16 protein-coding genes are annotated in these 15,540 nt (G+C 71.2%); 10 read left to right on the top strand and 6 right to left on the bottom strand.

Features of this window, described 5'->3' with window-relative positions; translation table 11 throughout:
- Window positions 1-29 precede the first annotated feature (29 nt).
- The 10 genes from QQG74_RS22730 to QQG74_RS22775 are packed head-to-tail and all read left to right on the top strand — an operon-like array spanning window position 30 to window position 10,328.
- On the top strand, window positions 30-824 hold the full coding sequence (locus QQG74_RS22730; protein ID WP_341716777.1) for an indole-3-glycerol phosphate synthase TrpC: 795 nt from the start codon (window positions 30-32) through the stop codon (window positions 822-824).
- Window positions 821-2,005 (top strand): tryptophan synthase subunit beta, encoded by a 1,185-nt coding sequence (gene trpB / locus QQG74_RS22735; protein WP_341716778.1) that lies wholly within the window; start codon window positions 821-823, stop codon window positions 2,003-2,005. The genes QQG74_RS22730 and trpB overlap by 4 nt, the downstream gene beginning before the upstream one ends.
- Complete coding sequence (gene trpA, locus QQG74_RS22740; protein WP_341716779.1) at window positions 2,002-2,793, top strand: tryptophan synthase subunit alpha; 792 nt, start codon at window positions 2,002-2,004, stop codon at window positions 2,791-2,793. The genes trpB and trpA overlap by 4 nt, the downstream gene beginning before the upstream one ends.
- Window positions 2,790-3,947 carry a DegT/DnrJ/EryC1/StrS family aminotransferase gene (locus QQG74_RS22745; protein ID WP_341716780.1) on the top strand — a complete coding sequence of 386 codons (1,158 nt, stop codon included), beginning with the start codon at window positions 2,790-2,792 and terminating at the stop codon, window positions 3,945-3,947. The genes trpA and QQG74_RS22745 overlap by 4 nt, the downstream gene beginning before the upstream one ends.
- A 2-nt stretch (window positions 3,948-3,949) precedes the next feature.
- Window positions 3,950-5,068 carry a DegT/DnrJ/EryC1/StrS family aminotransferase gene (locus QQG74_RS22750; protein WP_341721324.1) on the top strand — a complete coding sequence of 373 codons (1,119 nt, stop codon included), beginning with the start codon at window positions 3,950-3,952 and terminating at the stop codon, window positions 5,066-5,068.
- Window positions 5,065-5,928, top strand: a complete 864-nt coding sequence (locus QQG74_RS22755; protein ID WP_341716781.1) for a sugar phosphate isomerase/epimerase family protein — start codon at window positions 5,065-5,067, stop codon at window positions 5,926-5,928. The genes QQG74_RS22750 and QQG74_RS22755 overlap by 4 nt, the downstream gene beginning before the upstream one ends.
- On the top strand, window positions 5,925-7,226 hold the full coding sequence (locus QQG74_RS22760) for a M20/M25/M40 family metallo-hydrolase (protein WP_341716782.1): 1,302 nt from the start codon (window positions 5,925-5,927) through the stop codon (window positions 7,224-7,226). The genes QQG74_RS22755 and QQG74_RS22760 overlap by 4 nt, the downstream gene beginning before the upstream one ends.
- Window positions 7,227-7,231: 5 nt before the next feature.
- The gene (locus tag QQG74_RS22765; RefSeq protein WP_341716783.1) at window positions 7,232-8,338 is read left to right on the top strand and encodes an Ldh family oxidoreductase; all 1,107 of its coding nucleotides are present in this window, start codon (window positions 7,232-7,234) and stop codon (window positions 8,336-8,338) included.
- The gene (locus QQG74_RS22770) at window positions 8,335-9,657 is read left to right on the top strand and encodes a Gfo/Idh/MocA family oxidoreductase (RefSeq protein ID WP_341716784.1); all 1,323 of its coding nucleotides are present in this window, start codon (window positions 8,335-8,337) and stop codon (window positions 9,655-9,657) included. The genes QQG74_RS22765 and QQG74_RS22770 overlap by 4 nt, the downstream gene beginning before the upstream one ends.
- The gene (locus QQG74_RS22775; RefSeq protein WP_341716785.1) at window positions 9,654-10,328 is read left to right on the top strand and encodes a phenylalanine--tRNA ligase beta subunit-related protein; all 675 of its coding nucleotides are present in this window, start codon (window positions 9,654-9,656) and stop codon (window positions 10,326-10,328) included. Before QQG74_RS22770 ends, QQG74_RS22775 begins: the two co-directional genes overlap by 4 nt.
- A 73-nt stretch (window positions 10,329-10,401) precedes the next feature.
- On the opposite strand, the gene QQG74_RS22780 is transcribed toward QQG74_RS22775, so the two are convergent.
- From QQG74_RS22780 to whiA, 6 genes are all read right to left on the bottom strand, one after another.
- Window positions 10,402-10,746, bottom strand: coding sequence for an RNA polymerase-binding protein RbpA (locus QQG74_RS22780; RefSeq protein WP_341716786.1), 345 nt, complete (start codon window positions 10,744-10,746; stop codon window positions 10,402-10,404).
- 137 nt (window positions 10,747-10,883) lie between these two features.
- Complete coding sequence (gene secG, locus QQG74_RS22785; protein WP_341716787.1) at window positions 10,884-11,144, bottom strand: preprotein translocase subunit SecG; 261 nt, start codon at window positions 11,142-11,144, stop codon at window positions 10,884-10,886.
- Window positions 11,145-11,239: 95 nt separating this feature from the next.
- Window positions 11,240-12,031, bottom strand: a complete 792-nt coding sequence (tpiA, locus tag QQG74_RS22790; protein ID WP_341716788.1) for a triose-phosphate isomerase — start codon at window positions 12,029-12,031, stop codon at window positions 11,240-11,242.
- Window positions 12,031-13,290: a phosphoglycerate kinase gene (locus QQG74_RS22795; protein ID WP_341716789.1), complete on the bottom strand. Its 1,260-nt coding sequence runs from the start codon at window positions 13,288-13,290 to the stop codon at window positions 12,031-12,033. Before QQG74_RS22795 ends, tpiA begins: the two co-directional genes overlap by 1 nt.
- Complete coding sequence (gene gap / locus QQG74_RS22800; RefSeq protein ID WP_341716790.1) at window positions 13,287-14,291, bottom strand: type I glyceraldehyde-3-phosphate dehydrogenase; 1,005 nt, start codon at window positions 14,289-14,291, stop codon at window positions 13,287-13,289. Before gap ends, QQG74_RS22795 begins: the two co-directional genes overlap by 4 nt.
- A gap of 264 nt (window positions 14,292-14,555) precedes the next feature.
- Window positions 14,556-15,536 (bottom strand): DNA-binding protein WhiA, encoded by a 981-nt coding sequence (gene whiA, locus QQG74_RS22805; RefSeq protein ID WP_341716791.1) that lies wholly within the window; start codon window positions 15,534-15,536, stop codon window positions 14,556-14,558.
- Between the last annotated feature and the right edge of the window lie 4 nt (window positions 15,537-15,540).

Raw genomic sequence — 15,540 nt, forward strand, 5'->3', positions numbered from 1 at the left:
GGTCACCACTACCCAGCAAGGAGTTCCGGATGCATCTCGACGAGATAGTCGCGGCGAAGCGATCGGCCTGGTCGGGCACCCGCCCGCCGGCCGGATCGCGGGCCGGTGGGCGCGCCACGCCAGCCCGTCCGGGCGCGTTCGCCGCCGCCCTGGGCGGCAGCGAGGTGGGCATCATCGCCGAGGTCAAGCCGAAGTCGCCGTCCAAGGGAGACCTGCTGCCGCGTACCGAGGCGGTGCCGCTGGCGCGCACGTACGCCGCGGCCGGAGCTGCCGCGGTGTCGGTCCTGGCCGACACCCCCTACTTCGGCGGCTCGCCCGACCTGGTCGCCGAGGTCGCCAACGACCCCGAGGTCACCGTCCCGGTGCTGTTCAAGGACTTCCTGGTCGACGTACGCCAGGTGCAACTCGCGTACGACTGCGGTGCGGACGCCGTGCTGGTCATCGTCCGTGCGGTCGACGACGCCCGGCTCGCGGATCTCCTCGCGGCGGCCGGCGATCTCGGGCTCGACGCGCTTGTCGAGACGTTCACCGAGGAAGAGGTGGAGCGGGCCGTCCGGGCCGGCGCCCAGATCATCGGCGTGAACAACCGCGACCTGCGCACGTTCGAGGTTGACCTGGACAACTCGGTGCGGCTGCACCGGCTGATCCCGCCCGCCGTGCTGACGGTGAGCGAGAGCGGGCTGAACACGGCAGCCGACATCGCCCGCATCGCCGCGCAGGGTTTCTCCGCCGCCTTGATCGGCGAGAGCCTGCTGACCAGCAACGACCCGGCGGAGAAGCTCCGTTCGCTGCGCGGTGTGCCGATTGCGCAGGCCGTGCGATGAGCGGATGGTTCGGCGGGTACGGCGGCCAGTTCGTCGCGGAGACGTTGGTGGCTCCGCTTGAGGAACTGGAGGCGGCGTACCAGAAGGCACAGGCCAGTGAGGAGTTCCTCGGTGAGCTGGACGACCTGTTGGCCAGGTTCGTCGGCCGACCCACGCCGCTGACCAGACTTCGCCGGCTGGGCGGCCAGGTGAACGGCCGCGCGCTCTGGCTCAAGCGGGAGGACCTGACCCACACCGGCGCACACAAGATCAACAATGCGGTCGGGCAGGCCCTGCTGGCCCGGCGCATCGGCAAGCAACGCATCATCGCCGAGACCGGTGCGGGACAGCACGGGGTCGCCGTCGCGGCGGCCTGCGCGCATCTCCAGCTCGACGCGACCATCTACATGGGACGGGTGGACGCCGAGCGGCAGGCACCGAACGTGCAGCGGATGGAGCTGCTCGGGGCCGAGGTACGTCTGGTCGACAACGGCACGGCCACGCTCAAGGACGCCATCAACGAGGCGATCCGCGACTGGATCGCCCACCCCGACTCCACCCACTACCTGCTCGGCTCGGTGGTCGGGCCGCACCCCTTCCCCACGATCGTCCGCGGCTTCCAGTCCGTGATCGGTCGGGAAGCGCGGCAGCAGTTCCAGGACGCCGTGGGCGCCCTGCCCGACGCGGTGGTGGCCTGCGTCGGCGGCGGCAGCAACTCGGTAGGCATGTTCAGCGCGTTCCTCGACGACCCGGTACGCCTGGTCGGCGTACAGGCGGCCGGCGAGGGGTTGGGCCCACACGGTCGGCACGCCGCGCCGCTGCTCTACGGCGAACCCGGCGTCCTGCAAGGTACCCGCACCTACCTCCTCCAGGACGACGACGGGCAGATCCTGCTCACCCACAGCGTGGCGCCGGGCCTGGACTATCCCGGCGTCGGGCCGGAGCACAGCCACTTGCGCGACACCGGGCGGGTCGAGTACCGAACCGCAAGCGACGTGCAGGCACTCGCCGCCTTCGAGCTGCTCAGCCGCGCGGAGGGGATCATCCCGGCGCTGGAGTCCGCACATGCGGTGGCGGGCGCGCTCGAACTGGCCGAGGAGTTGCCGCCGGGCAGCAACATCCTGGTGAACCTCTCCGGACGCGGCGACAAGGACCTGGTCAGCGCGCTGGCCGCGCTACGCGAACAGAAGGCGGACCGATGAAGCGACTCGCCCGCGCGTTCGCCGACAGCCAGCACGAGACCGCGCTGGTGGCCTACCTGACCGCCGGCTACCCGAGCCTGGACGAGACCGTCGACCTCGTCGAAGCAGTCTGCGCGGCCGGCGCGGACATCATCGAGTTGGGCGCACCGTTCTCCGACCCGCTCGGCGACGGTCCGGTCATCCAGGCCACCACCCAGCACGCGCTACGCGGCGGTGCGACGGTGGCGGCCACCCTCGATCTCGTCGCCAAGGTGCGGGCCACCGGCAACGACGTGCCGATCATGCTGATGGGTTACTGCAACCCCTTCCTCCGGTACGGCCTGCCGAAGCTCTTCGCCGACGCCGCGTCGGCCGGTGCCGACGGCTTCATCGTGCCGGACCTGCCCGCCGCCGAGAGCAGCGACTGGCTTGTCGAGGCGGAACGGCAGCACCTGGGCCAGGTCTTCTTCGCCGCCCCGGGCAGCAGTCCCGAGCGGCTGCGCCGCACCGCCGAGGCGTCCCGCGGATTCCTGTACTGCCTGGCCGACAACGGGGTGACCGGTGTCCGGGACCGGCTCGCCGACGGACTCGACGCCTACCTCGCCCGCGTGCGAGCCGTGGCGACCACGCCCGTCGCGGTGGGCTTCGGCATCTCCCGACCGGAGCACGTCGCCGCGCTCCGGGGCAAGGTCGACGGCGTCATCGTCGGCAGTGCGCTGCTCCAGCGGATCGCGGCGGCCGACACCCCACCGCAGCGGATCGCCGCGGCGACGGCCCTGATCAGTGAGTTGAAGGAGGCGTGCCGATGAGTGCTCCGGCGACGACGGCCACGACCGGAGTGCCGTTCTACAGCGGCGCGGCATCGGTCCGGCGGGACTGGGCCGGCCTCGCCGCCCGGCTGCGTACGGTCACCGCCACCGGACGGTTCACCTTCGGGCCGGTGGGCAGCGAACTGGAACGGGCCATCTCGGCACGTACCGGCGCTGCGCACGCGGTCGCGGTGAACAACGGTACGGACGCACTGATCATCATGCTGCGGGCGGCCGGCATCGGGCCGGGTGACGAGGTGATCGTCCCCGCGTACACCTTCTTCGCCAGCGCCTCCTCGGTGCTGCACGTCGGCGCCAAGCCGGTGCTTGTGGACATCCAACCCGGCTCCTACGCGCTGGACCCCGAGCGGGTCCGCGCCGCCGTCACGGACCGCACCCGGGCCATCCTGCCGGTGCACCTGTTCACCCAGATGGCGGACATGGTGGCGCTCGGCGAGATCGCGGACGAGCACAAGCTGCAACTGCTGGAGGACAGCGCCGAGGGCATCGGGATGCACATCGACGGCCGGCACGCCGGCCGCTGGGGCCGGGCCGGCGTGCTCTCGTTCTTCCCCACCAAGACGCTCGGCGCGCTCGGCGACGCCGGGATGCTGCTCACCGATGACGACGAACTCGCCCGGACGGCACGCCGGCTGCGCTGCCACGGCCAGCCGAGCGACGGATCCTACGAGTACCTCGAACTCGGCTACAACAGCCGCTGTGACGAGGTGCAGTCCGCCTTCCTGCTCTGGCGGCTGGAGAGGCTGGACGCGGAGATCGCCCGCCGGGCCGACCTGGCGGCACGCTACGACCAGCGGCTGGGCGACCTCGCGCCGCAGGTCCGTACGCCGTGGCTGGCCCCGGCCCGCCGGCAGAGCAACCTCGTCTACTACGTCTATCTGATCGAGTGCGAGCGGCGTGACGAGCTGGTCGCGTACCTGACCGCGCACGGGGTGGGCACCGAGGTCTACTACCCCCGGCCGCTCACCGAGCAGCCCTGCCTGGCCGCCCGGGCCGGGGTCGACCAGCCGGTACCGGTCGCGAAGGCGGCCAGCCAGCGGGCGGTCGGACTGCCGATGTTCCCCGACCTGACCGACGAGCAGGTCGATCGGGTCTGCGACCTGATCCACGAGTTCTATCAGGAGCGACCGTGACCATGGCAGTCCCCTACTTCGACTTCGCCAACCGCTACGCCGGCTGGACGGAGGACATCCTGGCAGCGGTCCAGGATGTCGCCGAGTCGGACGAGTTCATCCTCAAGTCCCGGGTCGCCGCCTTCGAGGCGGCGGTGGCGCAGCGGACCGGTGCCGCCGAGGCCATCGCCGTGGCCAGCGGCACCGGCGCGTTGACGGTGATCCTGTCGGCGCTGGAGATCGGGCCCGGCGACGACGTGGTGACCCCCGCCTTCTCGTTCATCTCCTCGGCCAGCACGATAGCCCTGCGCGGTGCCCGCCCGGTCTTCGCCGACGTCGACTACGACACGGCGATGCTTACCGTGGCGGCGGTCGAGGCCGTCCGGACCGCCGCGAGCCGAGCGATCGTGCCGGCGTACCTCTTCGCGAGCAGTCCCGACATGCCGGCGCTGCGGGCGCTGGCCGACCGCCATTCGATGCGCCTGATCGAGGACAGCGCCGTCGCGCTCGGTGGTCGGGTCGCGGGCCGGCCCGCCGGCCGCTACGGCGATGCCGGGGTGTACTCGTTCTTCCCCGGCAAGCCGCTGGGCGGGATCGGGGATGCCGGCATGATCGTCACGGATGATCCGGAGCTGGCCGTCACCTGCCGGATGCTGCGCAACCACGGCCAGGATCTGAAGGTCCGCTTCCTGCACCACCTGGTCGGCTTCAACAGCCGGATGGACGAGGTCACGGCGGGGTTCCTGCTCCGCCGGCTGCCGCACCTCGACCAGTTCCTCGCCGACCGCCGCCGGCTGGCCCGGCAGTACGGCGAGTTGCTGCGCGAGGCGGCCCCGGCCGTGCTGACGCCGCCCGGGGACCTCGCCGAGCAGGCGGTCTACACCTACGTCGTACGCGCACCACTTCGGGACGACCTGCGCGCCTACCTGGCCGGGCGGGGTATCGAGACGAAGGTCTACTATCCCCGGCCGCTGCATCTGCAACCCGCGTTCCGCCAGCTCGGCCACGGGCCGGGCGATTTTCCGGTCGCCGAACGGCTGTCCCGCGAGTGCCTGGCGCTCCCGCTTCACCCGGAGCTGCCCGACGGTACCGTCGAGCGGGTCGTCGAGGAGATCGCCCGCTTCTACCGGCAGGGCGCATGACGGCGGTGGGAGTCTGGGCCAGCCGGGTCTGCGGGATCGGTGACGAGGCCGCTCCGGATCTCGTCGGGCAGCTTGAGCTACACCGCGACCTGGGCCTGTCCGGTGTGGAGTTGCGCACCATCGACGGTCGCGGGCTGCACGAACTGCGTACCGGCGAGGTCGACGACCTGTGCCGGCAGGTCGCGGCCTCCGGGCTGCGGGTACCGGTGCTGGACACGCCGATCGGCAACTGGTCCACAAGCGTCGGCACCGATCTCGACACCGAACTGTCGGTGCTCGACCGCACCGCAGCCGTCGCGCACGCATTGAACTGCCGGTGGTTGCGGGTGATGTCGTACCCCACCGACGGCCGGCCGGACGAGGCGTGGGCCGCCGAGTCGCTGCGGCGCATGCGGCTGCTTACCGACGAGGCACGCCGGCTCGACGTCGTGCTGCTGCACGAGAACTGCCAGGGCTGGGCGGGGGCCTCCGCCGCCAACACGCTGCGCCTGCTCGACCATGTCGACAGCCCGCACCTCAGGCTGATCTTCGACGTGGGCAACGGCCTGGCCTACGGCTACCAGGCCGAGGAGTTCCTCGCCGAGGTACTGCCCTTCGTCGAGCACGTACACATCAAGAACGGCCACCGCGACCCGGACGGGCAGGCCCGGTTCACCCTGCCCGACTCCGGCGAACTGGACCTGGCCGCCTGCATCCGCCGGTTGGAGGCGGCGGGTTACCGGGGCTGGTACAGCCTGGAGCCGCACGTGGCGCACATCCCGCACCTTCAGGTGTCGGGTGATGCGGGGCAGTTGGCACAGAGCTACCGCAGCTACGCGACGCGGTTCCGCCCGATCGTCGAAGCGGCGGTACGGCCGTGACCCCCGGCTGGAGCCGGGCCGACCTGGACTGGTTGCTGGAGTTCATGGCGGTGGACTCCGTGTCGCCGTTGGAGGGCGGCCGGATCGCCGCCACCCGGGCGGCGCAGGAGGTGTTCCTCGCGGGTGCCCGGGAGCGCGGCTTCCAGCTGCGCTGTTACGCCGGCCCGACGGCGGCCGAGATGACGGCCGAGGACGTCCCGATGCAGGTACGACGGGCGCTTGCGGCCGACCCGCACGCCTTCCTGGACGCCCAGCCCTCGCTGGTGGTGGCCATGGGCGAGCACGCGCCAGCCCAGCGGCGACTGGTCATCAACTTTCACGTCGACACCGTCGGCCCGCACCTCGAACCGCATCTCGACGGCGACATCCTGCACGGCCGGGGCGCCGTCGATGACAAGGGACCCGGGGTGGCCGCCGCGGTCGGCGTCGCCGCCGCTTTCGCGGAGCACCCCTGGCTGGCCCGACGCATCGAGGTCCTGCTGACCAGCGTGCCGGGTGAGGAAGGCGGCGCGATGGGCGTGTTCGGCACCCGCTGGCTGGTGCGGCAGGGCTACACCGGCCGACTGATGATCTTCGCCGAGCCCACCGGCGGCCGGGTGCTGGACGCCTGCACGGCGGCGATGACCCCCCGACTCCGGGTGGCCGGCGAGGGCAGCACTGACGACCATCCCGGCGACGGGCACAACGCCACCGTGGCGCTGGGTTTCCTCGCGGACCATCTGGTCCGCGCCGTCGGCCCCCGGGCCGCCGCCCTCGGCGCCAAGCTCTGCGTCGCCGGCCTGCACACCGGGACCGCCCACAACCGGGTGTACGGCGAGGGCGAGTTGCTGCTCAACATCGCCTATCGGGACCAGGCCAGTGCCGAGAGGCTTGCCCACGAGGTGCAGCGGGCGGTGGACGAGGCCCGCGACGTCTTCGCCAAGGCGCACCTCGGCAACCCGTTCACCGCCCGGCTGGTCGACGACTGGGACCGGGTGGTGCGGTTGGACTGGCTCAAGCGCGGGCTGCCGGTGCTCGACAACCGCGACCCGGAGCTGGAGGAGGTGCTCGCCGCGGCGGGATTTCCCCGGCACGACGGTCTGGCCGACGGCAGCGCCTTCACCTGTGACGCCATCTGGGCCGGCGGGCCCGGCCGGTACGTCGCGGTGTGCGGACCGGGCCGGCTCGACGAGAACGGCGCGCACACCGCAGCCGAGTGGGTACGGGTCAGCGAGCTGGCGACCTACGCGAGAAAGATCCGCGACCTCGTGGTGCGTTTCGGCGCCCACGTGCCGACAGTAACGGGAGAGACATGGTAAACAGCGTGACGGTCGAGCACAGCCAGCTCGCCGCCTTCGTCCGGACGGTGTTGCTGCGGTGCGGGCTCGACGAGCCGGCGGCGACGACAGCGACCGAGGTGATCTGCTACGCCGACATACACGGTTTCACCACCCACGGCACCAACGCGCTGGCCGGGATCTACGCTCCTCGGCTGCGCGCCGGGAGCATCCGGCCGAACGCGCAACCCAAGGTCGTGGTCGAGACCGCGACCACCGCCGTCATCGACGGTGACAACGGCCTGGGCGCCGTCACCATGGTGGCCGCCGTCGACCTGGCCGCGGTCAAGGCGCGCGAGCTGGGCATCGGCATGGTGACGGTACGCAACAGCAGCCACTTCGGCAGCGCCGGCTACTACGCCAGCCGGGTCGCCGCCAACGGTCTGGTCGGGATCGTCATGTCCAACTGTGGCGCACAGGGTGTCGTGCCACCGTTGGGCGGCGTCAAGCGGCTGCTCGGCACCAACCCGCTGAGCGCGGCGGTGCCGGTGTCGCACGGTGCACCGTTCGTGCTGGACATGAGCGCCACCGCCGTGGCCACCGGCAAGATCCGGGCGGCCCAGCGGGAAGGACGGCCGGTTCCCGAGGGCTGGCTGGTCTGCCCCGACGGTTCGACCACTACCGACCCCGACGCCTACTTCGCCGGGCAGGCCGACGTGGCCTGGCTGGGCGGGGCGGCGCAGACCGGCGGCGCAAAGGGATACGGTCTGGCGTTGCTCGTCGACCTGTTGTGCGGGCCGCTCGCCGGCGCGGCGTACGGACCCCGGCCGCAGGCGTTGACCGAGACCGAACCGGCCGAGGACGTGAACATCGGCCAGTTGGCCCTGGTGATCGATCCCGCCGCGTTCGGCGTCGCGGAAAGCTTCCCGATCGAGACCCGGGCGCTGTTGGACACGGTGTCGGCCTCGCCCGCCGCGGCCGGAGCGCGGGTCACGTATCCGGGTGCCCCCGAGGCCGAGCGCGCCGAGGTGTCCCACGCCGAGGGGATCCGGCTGCCGGACCACGTCGCCGGCCAGTTGGTGAAGCTGGGTGCCGAGCTCGACGTGCCGGTCCCGGCCGCGCTCACCGCGCTCGTCGGGACGGGACAGTCATGAGGATCGGCGTCGTCGGCCTCGGCGTGATCGCCCCGTACTTCCTCCGGGCGATCGAGGACGACGAACAGCTCACCCTGACCGCCGTCGCCGACCGCAACCCGGCGAAGCTCGCGGACTGGACCGACCCGGCCCGTGGCGTGGCGACCTACACCGACCATCGGGAACTGCTCGCCTCGGGCCTGGTCGACGCGGTCGTGCTCACCCTGCCGAACGCGGTGCACGCGCAGGTGGCCGCCGACGCGCTCCGGGCCGGCGTGCACGTGTGCTGCGAGAAGCCGATGACGGTGCACCTGGCCGACGCCCGCAAGCTGGTGGCGTTGGCGCGCACATCCGGCCGTACGCTGTTCACCGCCTTTCATCGGCGCTACAACCGCAACGTGGCCGCGTTGCGGGACAGCGTGGGCGATCCGGCGACCATCGAGCGTCTGGTGTGCCGCTACTCCGAACGCATCGAGGAGCACACCGGTTCGGAGGCGTGGTATCTCGACCAGGATCTGGGCGGCGGTGGCTGCATCATCGACAACGGCCCGAACGCGCTCGACGCGGTGCGGACGATAGTCGGCGATCTGGAACTGCTCGACGCCACCATCGGGGATGTCCGGCGTGGCGTGGAGTTCTGCGCCGAACTCCAGTTGCGTTCCGTGGACGGGGTGCGGGTCACCATCGAACTGGACTGGGCCCTGCCCTCGGGCGAGGTCAAGGACATCACCGTGTACGGAAAGGACGGTTCGGTCCGCTCGGCCGACATGCTTGCCGGATTTCCGGGGTTCAAGAGCTCGCTCGACCACGAGTACGCCGCGATCATGGCCGACTTCCGGCACGCGGTATCGCTCGGGCAGGCGTACACCGATGCCGGCCCGGAGATCGTGGCGCTCGTCGAGCAGGCGTACGCGGTCGCCCGGCGCAAGGAACCCCGGCTGCGCATGCAGTCGAAACAGCCGACCGTGGCCCGGTTCGTGAAGCTGATGTTCCACCGCCGCGACGAACGCGGCATGACCATGTCACCGTGGCTGTCCCGGTGCGTCCGGCAGGGTGAGATCCACGAACTGGTGACCACCACGGACCAGCCGACCCGGCCCGGTGACCGGGTGGACGCCGTCGGCTTCCTCGGGTTCGCCGAGTTCGCCGTGGCCACCGTGGTGCAGCGGGGCGACGTGGTGGTCTGCAACGGCCAGCGGATCGGCACGGTCGCCGGTTTCGACGAATGTCACTGGCCCAACCACTACAACATCCTCATCGACACCGAGCGCATCGTGACCGCCGAGGACCTAAGCTTGCAGGTCGGCGATTCGCTCCAACTGTTGGAGGTGGTGCCATGACCGCGCAAGCACATCTGCCCGTGGCCGAGGTCTCGGTCACCCCGCCGGTCGCGGCGGCTTTTCCCGATGTCCGGGTGCTCTGTGTCGAGGCCGACGTGGGCGGCGGTGCGGCCATCGCAGAGGTGGTCCAGGAGCACTGGGCGCAGCAGCACGGCAGGTGGCACGGGGTGGGCAAGGCGGAGATCCGGTCGCATCCCGCGATCGACGCCTATCGCCGCTTCTCCCGGCAGATCGGCGTGGATCCGGACCGGCAACCGCCGTCGATCCAGGCACTCATCGAGCGCGGGCTGCGGACGAAACCACTCGGCAACTGGCCGAAGATCAACCCGACCGTGGACGCGGTGAACGTGACCGCGGTGGCGACGATGGTCGCGCTCGGGGTGTTCGACGCGGATCGGCTCAGCGGTCCGGTCAAGCTGGCCCTGAGCCAGGGTGGCGAGCGCTTGCAGCCGATCGGCGCCCAAGAGGAACTGGAACTGGAGCCGGAGCGATTGATCCTGGCTGACGACGCCCGGGTGCTCTCGCTCTTCGCCCACCGCGACGGCGTGCACCAGGCCGTCCGGTCGGACACCCGCCGGGTGCTCCTGCTCGCCTGCGTCGTGGACGGCATCGCCCCCGACCACGCGGTGGAGGCGCTGCGGCACTGCGCCGACCTGCTGAACCTGCGCTGACCGAGGGGGTGCCGGCAGTTCGTCACCGGCACCCCCTCGGCTACCGATCGATAGGCGTGCCGCGGCGGCCGGCTCAGCAGGTGCCGCGCCGGTGCCGCAGGGCGGCCAGAGCCTCCGCGAGGATCGCCTCCCCCTCGGCGTCGGTACGCCGCTCCTTCACGTACGCGAGATGCGTCTTGTACGGCTCGGCCCGGGTCCGGCCCGGCGGATCCTGCGCGTCCGGCCCGGCCGGTTGGCCGCAGCGGGGGCAGTCCCAGACCGACGGGGCCACCACGTCGGCGAGCAGCCGGATGTCGGTGCGGTGCCCGTTGCGGCACCAGTAGCTGACCGACCGGCACGGGACCGGCTGGTGACGTTCGGGGTGGCGTGGGGGCGCGGACCCGACGCGGGCGCCCCGGATGACATGACCGTTCGACACGGCGCTGACTCCTGTCGTGGGAGGGGGCCGCCGTCGAGGGGATGGACGGCGGGCGACGCGGTGCAGCGGCTGAAACGAACTGCGCGCGGCCCGTCGAGTGACGAACCGCGCGCAGATTGTACGACCAGAGGGGCTGCTCAGACTCCCGTGCCCACTTCGAGGCGGAGCCAGAGGCCGAGCCCGATAATACAGGCGAACCAGACAATGCCCACCAGAACGGTGTAGCGGTCCAGGTTCTTCTCGGCGACCGACGAGCCAGCCAGGCTGGAACTCACGCCACCGCCGAACATGCTGGACATCCCACCACCCTTGCCGCGGTGCAGCAGGATCAGCAGGGTGAGCAGGACGCTCGTGGTGACCAGCAACACGATCAACGTGTAGGCGAACCAGATCGGCATGGCGGGGGTCAGTCCTCTCGTTACGATCCTCGCCCGGTCAGTTCGGGCACGGCGGCACCGACCGACGGACGGGCGGAGTCAAGGATAGCGAGCGATCAGCCGGAGATGTGCTCCGGGAACCGGCAGATCTTCGCGAACTCCTCGGCGTCCAGGCTGGCGCCGCCCACCAGGGCGCCGTCCACGTCCGGCTGACTCATGATCGCGGCAACGTTCGACGACTTCACCGAGCCGCCGTAGAGGATCCGGACCTGGTCGGCCGTGGCCTGGTCGAAGGTCTCGACCAGCCGGTTGCGCAGCGCGCCGCAGACCTCCTGGGCGTCGTCCGGGGTGGCCGTCTTGCCGGTGCCGATCGCCCAGACCGGCTCGTACGCGACGACGACCTTGGTGACCTGCTCGGCGGTCAGCCCCTTGAGCGCCGCGTCGAGCTGGTTGGCGCAGTGCGCCACGTGCCCGCCCTGCTCCCGGACGTCCAGCCCCTCGCCCACGCAGAGGATCGGGGTCAGCCCGTTCGCCAGCGCGGCCTGCACCTTGGCACCCACAAGCGCGTCGTCCTCGCGGTGGTACTCCCGCCGCTCGGAGTGCCCGACCACCACATACGTGCAGCCCAGCTTCGCCAGCATCGCCCCGGAGATCTCCCCGGTGTACGCGCCCGACGCGTGCGGCGAGAGGTCCTGCCCGCCGTAGCCGATCAGCAGCTTGTCGCCCTCGACCACGGTCTGCACCGTACGCAGGTCGGTGAAGGGCGGCAGGACCACCGTCTCCACCGCGGTCAGCTGCTGCTCGGTGAGGCTGGCCGCCAGCTTCTGCACCAGCAGGTTCGCCTCGAGGTGGTTGAGGTTCATCTTCCAGTTGCCGGCCATCAGCGGCCGGCGGGGAGCGCTCGCCATCAGTTCTCCAGGGCCGCGATGCCGGGGAGGGTCTTGCCCTCCAGATATTCCAGGGAGGCGCCACCGCCGGTGGAGATGTGGCCGAACGACTTCTCGTCCAGCCCCAACGCCCGCACCGCGGCGGCCGAGTCGCCACCACCGACGACGCTGAACGCCTCGGACCCGGCGATCGCCTCGGCGACGCCCCGGGTGCCGTTGGCGAACGCCGCCATCTCGAACACGCCCATCGGGCCGTTCCAGAAGATGGTCCGGGTACCGGTCCGCAGCGCGGCGGCGAAACCGGCCACCGTCTCCGGCCCGATGTCGAGCCCGACCCGGTGACTGGGGATGCCGTCGGCGGGCACCACGTCGTGCGCGGCGTCCGGCGCGAAGGCGTCCGCGGCCACCACGTCGACCGGGAGCATGATCTTGCCCTCGGACCGCTCCAACAGGTTGCGGCAGGTCTCGACCATGTCCTTCTCGAGCAGCGAGGTGCCCACCTCGTGGCCCTGCGCCTTGAGGAAGGTGAAGCACATGCCGCCGCCGATGAGCAGCCGGTCGACGGTCGGCAGCAGCGCCTCGATCACGGCGAGCTTGTCGGAGACCTTGGAACCGCCGAGCACCACCACGTACGGCCGCTCGGGGTTGCCGGTGAGCGTGGAGAGCACCTCCACCTCGCGCAGCACCAGGCGACCGGCCACGTGCGGCAGCCGCGCCGGCACGTCGTACACGCTTGCGTGCTTGCGATGCACGGCGCCGAACGCGTCGTCGACGTACGCGTCGCCGAACGCCGCGAGCTGGTCGGCGAAGGCACCCCGCTCGGCGTCGTCCTTGCTGGTCTCCCCCTTGTTGAAGCGGAGGTTCTCCAGCAGCGCGACCTCGCCGTCGGCGAGCCCCGCCACGGTGGACCGGGCCGACTCGCCGACGGTGTCGGTGGCGAAGTGCACCGGCGCGCCGAGCAGTTCACCGAGCCGTCCGGCGACCGGGGCGAGGCTGAACTGCGGATCCGGCGCACCCTTCGGCCGGCCCAGGTGCGAGCAGACGACCACCTTGGCGCCGGCCTCGGTCAGCGCACCCAGGGTCGGCAGCACCGCCCGGATCCGGCCGTCATCCGCGATCCTCACTCCGTCCGGAGCGCCGCCTTGCGGCGCGGAGGCTGAGTTATGATCGTCGATGTCTCCGGTCTGCTTGTCGAGCGGGACGTTCAGGTCGGCGCGCACCAGCACGCGCCGACCCGACACCCCCTCGGCGAGCAGGTCGTCGAGGGTACGGATGCTCACAGCGAGCTACCCACCAGCTTGACGAGGTCGACGAGGCGGTTGGAGTAACCCCACTCGTTGTCGTACCAACCGACCACCTTGACCTGGTTGCCGATCACCTTGGTCAGCGGCGCGTCGAAGATGCACGACGCCGGGTCGGTGACGATGTCGGCGGAGACGATCGGGTCCTCGTTGTAGGTGAGGATGCCGCGCAGCGGGCCGTCCGCAGCGGCCTTCAGCGCCGCGTTGACCTCGTCCACCGTGGTCTCCCGACCGACGGTGACGGTGAGGTCGGTGGCCGAGCCGGTGGGGATCGGCACCCGCAGCGCGTACCCGTCGAGCTTGCCCTTGAGCTCCGGCAGCACCAGGCCGATGGCCTTCGCGGCACCGGTCGAGGTCGGCACGATGTTCAGCGCGGCGGCGCGGGCCCGGCGCAGGTCCTTGTGCGGCGCGTCCTGGAGGTTCTGGTCCTGGGTGTACGCGTGGATGGTGGTCATCAGGCCACGCTCGATGCCGAACGTGTCGTGCAGCACCTTCGCCATCGGCGCCAGGCAGTTGGTGGTGCAGGAGGCGTTCGAGATGATGTTGTGCTTGGCCGGGTCGTAGCTGCCCTCGTTGACGCCCATCACGACGGTGACGTCCTCGTTCTTGGCCGGCGCCGAGATGATGACCTTCTTGGCCCCGCCGTCGAGGTGCGCCTTGGCCTTGGTGCCGTCGGTGAAGAAACCGGTCGACTCGATGACCACGTCCGCGCCGACGTCGCCCCAGGGCAGCGCCGCCGGGTCCTTCTCGGCGAACGCCTTGATGCTCTTGCCGCCCACGGTGATCTCGTCAGCGGTGGCCTTGACCTCCTGACCGAGGCGGCCCAGGATGCTGTCGTACTTGACAAGGTGGGCGAGCGTGCCGTTGTCGGTGAGATCGTTGACCGCCACGACCTCGACGTCAGCGCCGGACGCCAGCACTGCCCGGAAGAAGTTACGGCCGATTCGGCCGAAGCCGTTGATGCCAACCCGGATGGTCACAGGTCCCATCTCCTCGCGTTCTGGTCCGCCGGCGTGGAGACCCTCGGCCGGCGAAGTGGTGTGCGCCGACCGTTTGAGCCGGCCGTTGACGGTTCATCTCGGCCACCCCGCCGACGGTCCGTGGGACCAGACCGCCGTGAGGCGGTGGGTACGGCGGAGATGCCGCTGCCGGCCCCCTTGCCGTACGCAGCGACCATATCCGAGCGCGCCGAACCGCGCTGCGCCGGGTGGTTCCCCGCTGCGTGCTGACGACCCACCGTCCTATCAGACCACGAGCATGTCGGGCGTGACGGCCGCTTCCGTATCCGGGATGCCCAGGTCCCTCGCCCGCTTGTCGGCAAGCGCCAGCAGCCGGCGGATCCGCCCCGCGATGGCGTCCTTGGTCAGCGGCGGGTCGGCAAGCGCGCCCAACTCCTCCAGGGACGCCTGCCGGTGCTCCAGGCGCAGCCGGCCGGCCGAGGTCAGGTGCTGCGGCGCGTCGTCGGCGAGGATCTCCAGCGCCCGGGTGACCCGGGCGGCGGCGGCCACCGCGGCCCGCGCCGACCGGCGCAGGTTCGCGTCGTCGAAGTTCGCCAGCCGGTTGGCCGTGGCCCGCACCTCGCGGCGTACCCGACGCTCCTCCCAGGCCAGCACGCTGGCGTGCGCGCCGATCCGGGTGAGCAGCGCGGCGATGGCGTCGCCGTCCTTGACCACCACCCGGTCCACCCCGCGCACCTCCCGGTTCTTCGCGGTGATGCCGATCCGGCGCGCCGCGCCGACAAGCGCGAGGGCCGACTCCGGGCCGGGGCAGGTGATCTCCAGGGCGCTGGACCGGCCCGGTTCGGTGAGCGAACCGTGCGCCATGAACGCGCCCCGCCAGGCGGAGACCGCGCAGCAGACGTTTGCGGCGACCACGTGCGGTGGCAGGCCACGCACCGGTCGGCCCCGCACGTCCAGCAGCCCGGTCTGCCGGGCCAGGGCCTCACCGTCCTTGACCACCCGGACGATGAAGTGGCTGCCCTTGCGCAGTCCGCCGGAGGCGAGCACGTGGATCTCGCTCGGGTAGCCGTACACCTCGGCGATCTCCCGGCGTAGCCGGCGGGCCACCGCGCCGGTGTCCAGCTCCGCCTCGACCACCACCCGGCCGGAGACGATGTGCAGCCCACCGGCGAACCGCAGCAGCGCCGCCATCTCCGCCCGCCGACAGCAGGGCTTGGGCACGTCGACCCGACTCAGCTCGTCCTTGACCGCAGCCGTCATCGCCATTGTG

Source organism: Micromonospora sp. FIMYZ51 (genome assembly GCF_038246755.1).
In the GTDB taxonomy this organism is placed as follows: Bacteria; Actinomycetota; Actinomycetes; order Mycobacteriales; family Micromonosporaceae; genus Micromonospora.

Coding starts and splice junctions, on each gene's coding strand:
- QQG74_RS22730 (WP_341716777.1), top strand. CDS start 30: ATGCATCTCGACGAGATAGTCGCGGCGAAGCGATCGGCCTGGTCGGGC.
- trpB (WP_341716778.1), top strand. CDS start 821: ATGAGCGGATGGTTCGGCGGGTACGGCGGCCAGTTCGTCGCGGAGACG.
- trpA (WP_341716779.1), top strand. CDS start 2,002: ATGAAGCGACTCGCCCGCGCGTTCGCCGACAGCCAGCACGAGACCGCG.
- QQG74_RS22745 (WP_341716780.1), top strand. CDS start 2,790: ATGAGTGCTCCGGCGACGACGGCCACGACCGGAGTGCCGTTCTACAGC.
- QQG74_RS22750 (WP_341721324.1), top strand. CDS start 3,950: ATGGCAGTCCCCTACTTCGACTTCGCCAACCGCTACGCCGGCTGGACG.
- QQG74_RS22755 (WP_341716781.1), top strand. CDS start 5,065: ATGACGGCGGTGGGAGTCTGGGCCAGCCGGGTCTGCGGGATCGGTGAC.
- QQG74_RS22770 (WP_341716784.1), top strand. CDS start 8,335: ATGAGGATCGGCGTCGTCGGCCTCGGCGTGATCGCCCCGTACTTCCTC.
- QQG74_RS22775 (WP_341716785.1), top strand. CDS start 9,654: ATGACCGCGCAAGCACATCTGCCCGTGGCCGAGGTCTCGGTCACCCCG.
- secG (WP_341716787.1), bottom strand. CDS start 11,144: ATGCCGATCTGGTTCGCCTACACGTTGATCGTGTTGCTGGTCACCACG.
- tpiA (WP_341716788.1), bottom strand. CDS start 12,031: ATGGCGAGCGCTCCCCGCCGGCCGCTGATGGCCGGCAACTGGAAGATG.
- whiA (WP_341716791.1), bottom strand. CDS start 15,536: ATGGCGATGACGGCTGCGGTCAAGGACGAGCTGAGTCGGGTCGACGTG.